This window comes from Cedecea neteri NBRC 105707 = ATCC 33855, assembly GCF_001571265.1.
Taxonomy (GTDB): Bacteria; Pseudomonadota; Gammaproteobacteria; order Enterobacterales; family Enterobacteriaceae; genus Cedecea; species Cedecea neteri.
The window spans coordinates 1-10,619 of the sequence record NZ_BCTL01000086.1; the positions used below are offsets into that span (position 1 = coordinate 1).

General features: G+C 46.4%; 6 protein-coding genes and 3 pseudogenes. 7 read left to right on the forward strand and 2 right to left on the reverse strand.

All coding sequences use genetic code 11. From position 1 onward, the window contains the following. The 3 genes and pseudogenes from CNE01S_RS25530 to CNE01S_RS23305 all read left to right on the forward strand — a co-directional run. A partial coding sequence (locus CNE01S_RS25530; RefSeq protein WP_169799431.1) for a DUF8616 domain-containing protein occupies positions 1-589 on the forward strand: 589 nt, incomplete at its 5' end. A 321-nt stretch (positions 590-910) separates the two neighbouring features. Further along, positions 911-1,120 (forward strand): annotated as a pseudogene (locus tag CNE01S_RS23300) (IS256 family transposase); the annotation flags it as partial. An 82-nt stretch (positions 1,121-1,202) separates the two neighbouring features. Further along, positions 1,203-1,319: pseudogene (locus CNE01S_RS23305) on the forward strand (transposase); the annotation flags it as partial. A gap of 218 nt (positions 1,320-1,537) precedes the next feature. Here the strand turns inward: CNE01S_RS23305 and CNE01S_RS23310 are convergent. After that, entirely contained in the window at positions 1,538-2,560 is a 1,023-nt protein-coding gene (locus CNE01S_RS23310; protein WP_061278995.1) for an IS110 family RNA-guided transposase, read from the reverse strand. A 68-nt stretch (positions 2,561-2,628) separates the two neighbouring features. Here CNE01S_RS23310 and CNE01S_RS23315 point away from each other — a divergent pair. Next, positions 2,629-3,554 (forward strand): annotated as a pseudogene (locus CNE01S_RS23315) (IS3 family transposase); the annotation flags it as partial. 520 nt (positions 3,555-4,074) lie between these two features. On the opposite strand, the gene CNE01S_RS23320 reads toward CNE01S_RS23315, so the two are convergent. Continuing rightward, positions 4,075-5,730: a hypothetical protein gene (locus CNE01S_RS23320; protein ID WP_138089319.1), complete on the reverse strand. Its 1,656-nt coding sequence runs from the start codon at positions 5,728-5,730 to the stop codon at positions 4,075-4,077. 441 nt (positions 5,731-6,171) lie between these two features. Here CNE01S_RS23320 and CNE01S_RS23325 point away from each other — a divergent pair, with 441 nt between their 5' ends. The 3 genes from CNE01S_RS23325 to CNE01S_RS23335 all read left to right on the forward strand — a co-directional run. Then, positions 6,172-8,892: a hypothetical protein gene (locus CNE01S_RS23325; RefSeq protein ID WP_061278998.1), complete on the forward strand. Its 2,721-nt coding sequence runs from the start codon at positions 6,172-6,174 to the stop codon at positions 8,890-8,892. An 82-nt stretch (positions 8,893-8,974) separates the two neighbouring features. Beyond that, a complete protein-coding gene (locus CNE01S_RS23330) occupies positions 8,975-10,036 on the forward strand; it encodes an Ig-like domain-containing protein (RefSeq protein ID WP_138089318.1) in 1,062 nt (353 codons plus the stop codon). Positions 10,037-10,196: 160 nt separating this feature from the next. Continuing rightward, on the forward strand, positions 10,197-10,619 hold a 423-nt coding region (locus CNE01S_RS23335; RefSeq protein ID WP_156479847.1), incomplete at its 3' end, for a hypothetical protein.

Genomic DNA, 10,619 nt, shown 5'->3' on the forward strand with positions numbered 1-10,619 from the left:
TGCCTACTCGGCGGCGCAGGTAAACAAGCTACGAACTATCCGGGCTGTTAAGGGCGATACTGCACGGAGAGGTCATAGACTATTAAGTCGTAGCAATGCCCCAAGGCGTATCACCGAATCAGCTAATATTGGAGCAGAGGGAACTGCTTATATTCTTGGTACAGGAGACACTGTAGGCGATTATGCACTTGCTCTGGAGGCGGATATGCATCTCTCTGACACAGAACTTTTTGTTGTTGCTCATGGTGAACCAGGAATGGTTCAGATTAGTAATGATTTTATGAACGCCCAAGAATTTGCTAACTATTTGAGTGAACAGGTTAACAATGAACTCAGTGAGTATCGACGTATTACGCTGGCCATTTGCGATTCAGGAACAGGCGGAAATAGTGTCGGAAGAGAAGTATCTAGATTGGCGGGTAACAATACGACTGTCAGAGCATTCATGGGTAATATCGTGGCGGATCAGAAAGAATTTACTGAGCATATCAACGAGATGAATTCAGTGGTGCAGTTGATACAACAAGACCCTTCGCTTTTTGATTTTAAGTTTCACTATTATCCTGAGCAACTGGTAACATGGCATTAATGAAACAGTTTGGAGCTTGTACAAACGAACGGCTGGCGGTCCGGAAAGAGGATGTCATCTCGCTGATCCAGTCGATAAATTTATGTAATTGCCTGATTTTGAGTAAACGGTACAGCTTGTACCATCTGTCGAAACTGCGGATGATTCACGATTCGAGGTGACACCGAGCCTGTCAGTAATTCAGTGTAACTGCCACCGTGTTAAAGGTGATCGCTCAGGCGGTCACCGAACCCGAAGGTTAGAAAACTGGGAAACTGTAATTAAAATTGTGTAATTGCCTGTTTTTGATATGTTAACTCCAACAACGGAGACAGGCAATTTATGGACGAAAAGAAACTCAAAGCTCTGACTGCTAAACTGGCCAAGGGTCTTAAAACCGAAGCCGACCTCAGTCAGTTTTCCCGGATGTTGACGAAATTAACCGTCGAATCGGAACTTAATGCCGAGTTAACTGACCACCTCAGGCACGAGAAAAATGTACCAAAATTCGGCTCGAACACCCGCAACGGCCATTCATCTAAAACGCTGCTGTCCTGATCTCCCCCCTGAAAACAGTGCCAGTCTAAACTGAAGTATCTGGTCTTTCTTTCATCTCACAAAGAGGCTCATCGCCATGAAAAAGACCCGTTATACCGAAGAACAGATTGCATTTGCGCTGAAGCAGGCCGAAACCGGCACCAGAGTGGAGGAAGTGTGCAGAAAGATGGGCATTTCTGAAGCCACTTTTTACATCTATGGACTACCTCCGTTTTGCAAGCACTGATTCTGGTTTTGGGTTGTTGCTTACATCTATCCGGCATCAGGAAAACCTGTGCCCAAATGGGTAATCCGCACACAATCGCCTCAACAACTGGACGGCCTCTTAGGCCAGTATAAAAATCAGGTTCCGATTGTGCAGGTGCAACCTGTCACCATTTCTCAGTACGCTGCAACTTTTCTGGCTGGGAATTAACTTCCAACTGCCTGATACTCTGTATCATTTCTCAGCATTGACCAGATTATTCTCGCATTCTTATTAGCAACCGCCACGGTTGTTTTATTAAACCCGCGCCGCTCCTTTAACTGGTTAACCCACTGATTCATATAACCATTATTGTTATTCATGGCAACCCTGACGACAGCGCGGGCACCATGAATAAACAGGGTCCGTAGATACTTGTCGCCTTTCTTCGTCATGTTCATGAGTACCTGTCTGTCCCCACTCGAGTGCTGACGCGGAACAAGACCAAGCCAGGCTGCAAAGTGACGACCATTCTTAAATTCAGTTCCTTTGCCAATTGCGGCAACGACGGCCGTGGCCGTTTTTGGGCCGATACCCTTAACTTTGGCAATACGCTGGCAGGCTTCTGATTGCCTGAATACAGTTTCAATTTCCTTATCAAAAAAATGAACCCGACGTTCGAGATCGTTAAAGAGATCATAGAGTTCCGCAATCGTCCTGCGCATCCGGGCACTAAGACCATTTTCTGCATCTTCAAGGATAAGATGAATAGCCCGGCGAGCTCTGGAGACAGCACTGCCAATGGGGATCCCCCGGTCAAGTAACAGCCCTCTGATTTGACAAACTGTCGCAGTGCGGTGATTAACAATACGCTGCCTGGCGCGGTGTAAAGCCTGTATATCCTGCTGCTCCGGACTTTTCGGTGGCACAAATTGCATCGTTGGTTGCATCAGAGCCACAGCTATTGCCTGTGCATCATTGCCGTCATTTTTTTGTCCGCGAACAAAAGGTTTTACATACTGGGGGCTGATGACTTTTACTTTATGCCCCAGTTTTTCAAACTCACGTTGCCAGTAAAATGCGCCTGTTGATGCTTCGACACCAATCAGACAGGCCGGAATATTCGCCACCGTCTGGAGTAATTCTTTTCGGCCGGTACGTTTTGAATAAACCGGCTTACCGGCCTGGTTTAACCCACAGAGCTGGAAGACATTTTTAGCCAGATCAATACCCAGAAATACGATATTCATGGTGATTCTCCTGCTGAACATATCTCGTACAGTTAATCGCAGAGGGAGGAGGTAGTCCATCCCATTAACTGGAGGATGAAAACCAGCGACTCCGTCGCCTGGTGGCAGACCTCAGTCTGGATAAGGAAATGCTCCAGGATGTTATTCGAAAAAAGTTTTGAGGCCCGTCCAGAAGCGAGAGGCGGTGACTTACCTGCTGGACGCATACCGTATTGGTCTGCGCCGTGGTTGCCGTTTGATGATGCAGAGTCGCACGGTATACAACTATCGCAGCTGCCGTGATGACAGGGCCCTGACTCACCGGATAAGAGAGATTGCTGAGGCGCGTGTCCGCTATGGCCGTCAGCGTATCCATATTCTTTTATGCCGTGAAGGCTGGTTAATAAACCATAAGAAAACGCACCGAATTTATTGTCTGAAAGGGCTGAATCTGCGGACAAAACGTCCCCGTCGACATGTCACTGCCAGGCACCGACATGCCCGCCCGGAAGTCAGCGCTGTAGATCAGTGCTGGAGCATGGATTTTGTTGCTGATAATCTGTTCAACGAACGTCGGATCCGGGCCCTGACTGTAGTGGATAATTTTAGTCGTGAATGTCTGGCGATAGAGGTTGGTCAGGGGCTGCGGGGAGAGGATGTGGTTGCCGTTATGGAGCGCCTGAAGCGAATGAAGCTGCGAGTGCCACACCGGTTGCAGACGGATAATGGCAGCGAATTTATCTCTAAATCTCTGGATCGATGGGCGTATGAAAATAAGGTGACGATGGACTTCTCGCGGCCGGGAAAACCAACAGACAATGCACTGGTCGAGTCATTCAACGGGAGTCTGCGTGATGAATGTCTGAATGTTCACTGGTTCCTGTCACTGGAAGATGCTCAGGAGAAGATCGAATGCTGGCGGCAGGAATATAACCAGCAAAGACCCCATTCATCTTTAAATAATCAGACGCCGGAGGAATTTATCCGAAGTCTGCAAAAAGGCCGGAATCTCTGATTTAACCTGGCATCGATATTGGGAAGGGATCAAAAACCCGGAAATCTCAAAAAGTGCGTGGAACTAAAACGGGTATGCTTACATCCACCGTACGGCCATCAAAATGCGATCTCTTGGAAAGTTACGACCTTCAAGCTGAGCATTTTCCAACCTTAATCTGGAGTCATGGCTCGGCAGTATGACTTTTCCTTTGTTTTTTCGACAGAACCAGAGCAGGTCATATTGATTTAAAGGCCAAAGGCCGGAGCTGATAACTCTACCGCCGGAATTATTGAGGCAGAGAAGCTAACGGTAAAGCTGGGTTCAGGTCTCTATAATTAACAAGCAGACAGCTTCATAAGCTGCCTGCTCTGAAAAAGTAATTCTTATTATACCGAAGCAGAATTTGTAGATTAATTAGAGGGGGGCAGTGACTCCCCTTCCTTTATGAACGTACTACAAGTATTTCACTGTGAAGTTATAGAGTATTAAATCTATTGATTGTCAATGATAAGAACATAATAACTTGTTGGGTTTTATATTACCAACTATTGTCGCTTGAATAATAGTGCATGGTAAATTTGTAGTCCCAGGCAATCACAGGAATTTTTTCTTTTCGAAGTGCAAAATATTTTTTTGCGATCTCCTGAGCCTTAACCTTTGCGTCATTATCACCGTCCTTATACCAGGCTGCCTCAACCTCAGGAATATCATTTTCATTTCCGGATGGAGTAAGAATAAGTTCATTCCATTGGCTATTTCCTAATTTTTGTGCTGAAAGATAAATCGCAGCCTCGAATTGCCCTGCGTGGCGCACGCTAAATGAACACTGATTTTCGTTACGAGTATAGTTTTTATTTCTATAGGCCTGAAGCCACATATTAATATCGTCATCGGGGTTATTGTTCAATTTTTCACTGCAGTCACTGTAATCGACTGAAGTTGTAGGTGTATTACGGCACTGATTGTATTCCTTGGATTTGGTAAGGCCGTATGTATTAGCGTCCTGGGCATAAATACACTTCATTCTGCTCTGCAATATCTCTAAAGTTTTACGTCCTTCGGATGTATTGATTTTACCTTTTTCAGGAACCTTCAGAATAATTCCCTGATGATTAATATAGGTGTCATAGGTTTGAGTATCCCTCCTTAAGTAAAAATAGGAAGCGACACCACGATTTACCGTATCAGGGCCCTGAGTAAACGGAAAATCTGGAGCTGTTGCCCGGGCAATCAGTCCTGAACATTGCCAGGCTGGTACGTCGTTACCACAATCGTGCGTATTAGCTTCGTCAACATATCGAGCTATGACCCGTTCTGCAATAATCTCTGGCGTATCAGGTTTTAGTGGTGTGACGTTGTTGTCAGAGCCACGGTAGCTGAATGGTGAGTCGTCACCAGGGGTATACATTACTACTGGGACTTTCTTTTTGGCTGCTATCAAATTTGCCTGGTCATTCTGACGTGCCAGCAGTGCCTGCTGGTCTCCCTTGGTATACACCAGAGCCAGGGGGGTTGCCTTATCTATTGTATCCGGCCAGTGACGATACCAAATTTGTACAGGTTTCTTATCCTTATTCATGCTGGGAGTTTTGTTCAGCACCATAGCCAGTCTGAACTCATTATGTATGAGCACACTGAGTGAGCATGTTTTATTCCACTCCCACTTATCAGCCTCCGGACCTGGAACCAGCTGGTTGCATGTAGAAACGTCAGTATCATCATTATTTACTGGAGAAGGTGTCGCTGACTTTTCACCACATCCAAATGCATCTCGTACAACATTGTTATCTACTGCCACTGGTCGAACGCAGGCCGCAGTTACTGAGGAATCATGTGAGTTAAGGGCGCTCTCTGCCGGAAGAATCATTCCAGTGGGGTTATCCGGTGTGTTCAAATCTTTCCTCAAATATAGTATTGCACTTGCAGTCATCTTTTGTTCTGCCGTTGTATTCGGAGTTTCAGACTGTATTTTTGGGAGCAATTTCAAGAGTATTCCACTACAACTCAGAGCAGATGCAATATGGCTGCTGCCAGCGGTTCTGCAGTCCATATCCGTGGACTTCCATTGTTTATTCATTTTTGCCGCAACACTGTTGCCATCCTCGTCAGCATAAACAAAATGAGACAGCATACATCCGGCTAGAAGCAACCCAATACCAGCTTTAAGAGAAAGAAATTTAAGTAAATTATTCATAAGATTTTTGGTCATAAATATTAAATGAAAAATAATAATAATAAATTTTTATTTACAAGCCAAAAAAATATGTTCACAATATTTTCAATGTCACTCAATGACAGAAAAGATTACATCTGTACATGCTAATTTGACTTGAGAAAGTTCTTCTTTAAAGAAGGGGTTTCGTAACTTGCAAAAGAATAGATTCATTTTTCAATGCCGATAATTTATAAGAAATTTCAATGATATCTGTCAATGCGAGCAAAATGTCTTGTATTTTCATCATCTGTTTTCATTCATAATAGCATGAGTTTTTTTTGCTCTGCTTTTTTTCATTATTTTGTCTATTATGTCCATCGGCAAGTAATTTTATGATTGGTGCCTCTAATAGAATAATATTGCAGTAACTCAGCATAGTTAGTAGAGAAACCAGACCACTGCTATTAACCAGGAAAAAATATGACATACATTAATGGGTTTACTAAAAACGCAATAAACATATCTGATTCACCTATAGGCCCGGGTAATGGAGAATCACAGTTACGTACAAATAGTTACGTGTCCGACTGGAAGGTAGAAGCGGATACAGGGTATCTGTATCAGAATAACCAGGTTCTTAAAGAGCATCAGTATGCGAATGTTGATGGCGTAAATATTGAAATTTTTCATGCTGCACGACTGGTTTACAAAAAAGTGCGAGGAAATATTTCTCATAATTTTTTTGCAACAAAAGGACAGACTTATACATTTACATGGTTACATATTGCAGATATGTATTATTCTGAATCAAAGCGTCAAAATGTATCAGGAAGTCCTGAATATCATATCCATATTGCTTTAAGTACAGATAAACACTTGGACAATTCCAACCCTGTGCAACAGATGTCATTTTTTGCGAATGACCCTGATTGGGTTAAAAAAAGGTTCATATTTATCGCACCAGAAAGCAGGGAGTATTGTATTTCATTTCAGGGTAAATATGATAATTCTGGCATTGATCGTGGGGCAATTATTACTCAAATTAACGCTTACGTTGGTGATGAAGATGATGGAAGTGATCCAAATAAATTTCGTGTAATCTCGGCGGTGAAAGAATTACCCCTTACCCAGGAAGAAAACGAAACAAACCTTAACAACCATGCACTGCACTTTACTCTTCAACAGCAGTTTGGTGACGACTGGAAAGTACCTCAGGCGAGACATCAACTGCGTTTCGACCTTACTGACGGTGACAACATTATCTTCGATAACGACAGCCTCCACTATAAAATCACTCCATCCGATGAGGGGAAATTCACGCTCCCGGCTAATTGCATAAAAGCGAAACTGGTTACAGCGGATATCACTAAATACATGACGGTAGGTTTAGTCGGAACCGATAATTCATTCAAGCAAATTAAAAAAGTAGGTTACTCAGATTTCGGTTTTCAAAATTACGTTGAGAGTAAATTACCTCTGAGGCTGAAAGCCTCTGCTTCTGATAAATGGACAGTAGATGGCACAGTGCCTAAGAGTATCACTGAACAGCAAAAAATTTCTCTTCAATTGAAGAAAAATGGGAAGTCGCTTAATGCAGCAGAAAAGCTGACCATTGTTCTGGATCCAGTCGGAAATCTGAGTGTTGACTCAACCACCATCACTACAGACGATGACGGAAAATTCACTATTACCCTAACTCCGAATTCAGGACAGTCTGAACATCACATCACCAGCCTGATGCTGAAGCTCGGCGAGAATACGGTTGCAACCTATAAGATTGAGACTGGAGCAGCGCCGGCTGCGAAGTATGACATTAAGGTATACAAAGACTCGGACGGAAAAAATCCCATTGACCTTAATACTGTTAACACCTGGACCGCAAACACGGGGCACTATGTTTATGTGTCCGTCGTAAAACACGGCACGAGTGAAAGGGTCGATACCGCCAGCATAAATATTGCTGCTTCACCGACCACGGCGTTGGTACCGCTGACATCACCGGTGAAAATTGAAAATGGAACACCTGCCCGCGTTGCTTTTAAGCCAGGCACCAGCGCCAGCGGTAATGCCACCATTACCTTCAGTACAACCATTGATGGTCAGGAATGCCTCGCTGATCTGAAAGTCTATCTGGGCGAGAGCGGGAGCCTGGAGGTCGTTACTCCTACCCCAATTACTCTCTCTCCGGGCATTGAGCGAACGCCATCAGGTGACCTTGCTGTACTGGACGTGCGTTTTAATCCACAAGTAAGCGGTACAGTACCCGAGATCAGCTTCCGTGTGGATGGCGACGACCTGACAGTTCTCTCGGAAGAAAATATATTTGTCACTGACGGTGTTCTGAAACCCGCAGACCCTAAAGGAAACGGTGACTATCGTATTTTGCCGGTGCTGAAAACGGACAAAAACGCTAGCGGGCCAGCCAAAATCACTTTCTTCATTGATAAATTGAAATACCAACAGGAGGCTGCAAAATGGAAACAGGTAACCGTTACCGTAAATATCAGCAGCGTGGACCATGTTAAATGGTCTGTCGCCTCCGGCGCACTTGTCGATACCGGCAGTAATCCTACCGTGCTAAAAACAGGGCTGAAAGCGTATGACTCCAATGGGAAGGAAATGTCGTCATATGTGATGGATGTTCATATTGTGACAGACGACGTGGATGCGACTTTTGTGGATAACACATTAACCCACAGACTCACCGGTCCTGACAGTACAGGTTGGGCCCGTCTGCCTGAAATGATAGTGGGACAGAAAACGGGCAAAATCCACCTGCAGGCCTCGCTGCCGGGAGGCGGAGGATATCTGAAAGAGGAACTGCTTCTGAACGTGACGGCAGCTCAAAGACCGAAAGACATAGTCATCCATCCGAAGGGTGTTTACCCCATTAGCTGGGATGACCTGGACAGCGGCAATTTCACCCACGACAGCTCACGATATGTCCAGTTGAATGATGGCGGAGGCCACGCTATTCATTCCGGGAAAGTCACCTTCACCATCGCGGCTAACACCGCAAACGCAAGGATGGCAATCCCGGACGAAAAAAGCACTCCTACCGTCAAAACGGTGGATGTCAATGCAAACGGTAGGGCCTTCTGGCCGGATATTATTATCGGGAACACGACAGGGGCTTTCACCCTGACGGCCAGTAACTCTGATGTAATAGCAGCCCAGACAGTGAAAATCACCGTCTCCTGACGATACGTTCACACACACAAAACCGGCGGCGATGAGTCGCCGGAAAGAGAGCGTGATGTTTAACTGCTATTTTGAGCCACCTATGAATGCACTTTCGATAGACAACGATCCAGTACAGGGCATTTCCATTGACAATTCCCGATTAACGCTGCCTTCCGGGGAATGTACGCTGAGCTTTTCTGTGCATATTAACGACGGTACTCCCGTTGTAAATAAAAAAGTGGAACTGGCATTTATTAACACGATTACCCACAACGTCGTCGATCTGCCGTTAGTTCAGGATGATAAAAGCCACTGGGGGGGGAGCGCAGTTTTACCTGCTGATGCCTCGGGGCAAGCTCAGTTTTCATTAAAGGTACCCGTTCCTCTCCCGGAGAATCTCAAGCTTCGGGCCATGCTGCAGGATGAGCCGGCATACCAGGACGGGAAAAACACGCTGACATTCAGCCTGAAGGAGACGGTGAATGACCACACAGCTGAAGTGGACAAACTGGTCATTGTCAGCGGCGATAAACAATTTACCGCGCTGGACGGGGATGACTTTTCCCCGCTGGTTGTCCGGGCGTTTCACGGTACAACCCCGGTCCAGAATGCGACCGTGACGTTCACCAGTGCCTCACCTGCCAGCGCGTCCGTCGTGGGCACGCCAGCCCCCACCGACGCTGACGGTGTCACACGCGTGCTACTCGCAAAACACACGCAACCCGGCGTGTTTACCGTCACGGCCCGCTGCGGAACCGCAAGTCCGGTGGTCTTCAACCTGGCGCTGGGTCCACAGAGTTCGCAGCTGGAGGTCACATTCGAGCGGGACGATATCGCCATTCATCTGCGGAATGATAATAGCGGTGTCTGCCGTGCTTACGTGCACACTCGGGGAACCGCCATCGGATGGCCCTATATCCATGGTCATGCGGCAGTGTCTGCCCCGGAGGTAATTATGCTGCGTCAGACAGCAGGCGGGGGTGAAAGCGCCAGCGTTGAACTGATTTCTGATGCGACGGGGCTTCTCAGTCCTGTGACGGGAAATGGGGCGCTGGAGATCGCGCCGAAGAAGAGAGGCAACGCCTCGGTAGGTTTTGACATTTTTATCCGGCCTCTGAGGCCGGTACATAAGGACATTACTGTCAGGATAACCGATGCATAAACTTGTACGACCCGCAGGACACGGCAACTGAAGAACTGAGCGCCACAGATATTTATCCTGCGACACATTTAAAAAGAAATAAAGGGCACAGTGCCCACCTGAATACAACCCAAATCCATTCACTGAATGAAGATGCTATTTATACTGAGGAGTATAATCAATGACGGATCTTAAAATTACGACGGCACCCACGTTTATTCCCGGCGTCGGAGTGCCTGCCGCGACCACGTTTGAGAAACTGGTTATGTCTGCGGCAGGAGACAAACTGTGGGCGGGGGAAACCAATGTCCTACAAGGCAAGGACACTCACCTGTGCTCCTTCACGTTTGCCACCGACAAATGGACGGGTGGCGCCGCCATCGCATTGCCTTACCCTACGGGAGTCACCCCCGGACCCGATGTTCCCGCCCCGCTGATTACGGGCCTGAGTGTTGACAAGACAGGCCAAATTTGGGTATGCGATTCGGCTCATGGCGTGGTGTATCGCGTATCCGGCACAAAGCCGGAGATTATCTATACCCGGCCTGACGATGGGAAAAATCAGCAGTTCTGGGCAATGACGCCGGTCATGACCAAGGGCGCA

Coding starts and splice junctions, on each gene's coding strand:
- CNE01S_RS23310 (WP_061278995.1), bottom strand. CDS start 2,560: ATGAATATCGTATTTCTGGGTATTGATCTGGCTAAAAATGTCTTCCAG.
- CNE01S_RS23320 (WP_138089319.1), bottom strand. CDS start 5,730: ATGAATAATTTACTTAAATTTCTTTCTCTTAAAGCTGGTATTGGGTTG.
- CNE01S_RS23325 (WP_061278998.1), top strand. CDS start 6,172: ATGACATACATTAATGGGTTTACTAAAAACGCAATAAACATATCTGAT.
- CNE01S_RS23330 (WP_138089318.1), top strand. CDS start 8,975: ATGAATGCACTTTCGATAGACAACGATCCAGTACAGGGCATTTCCATT.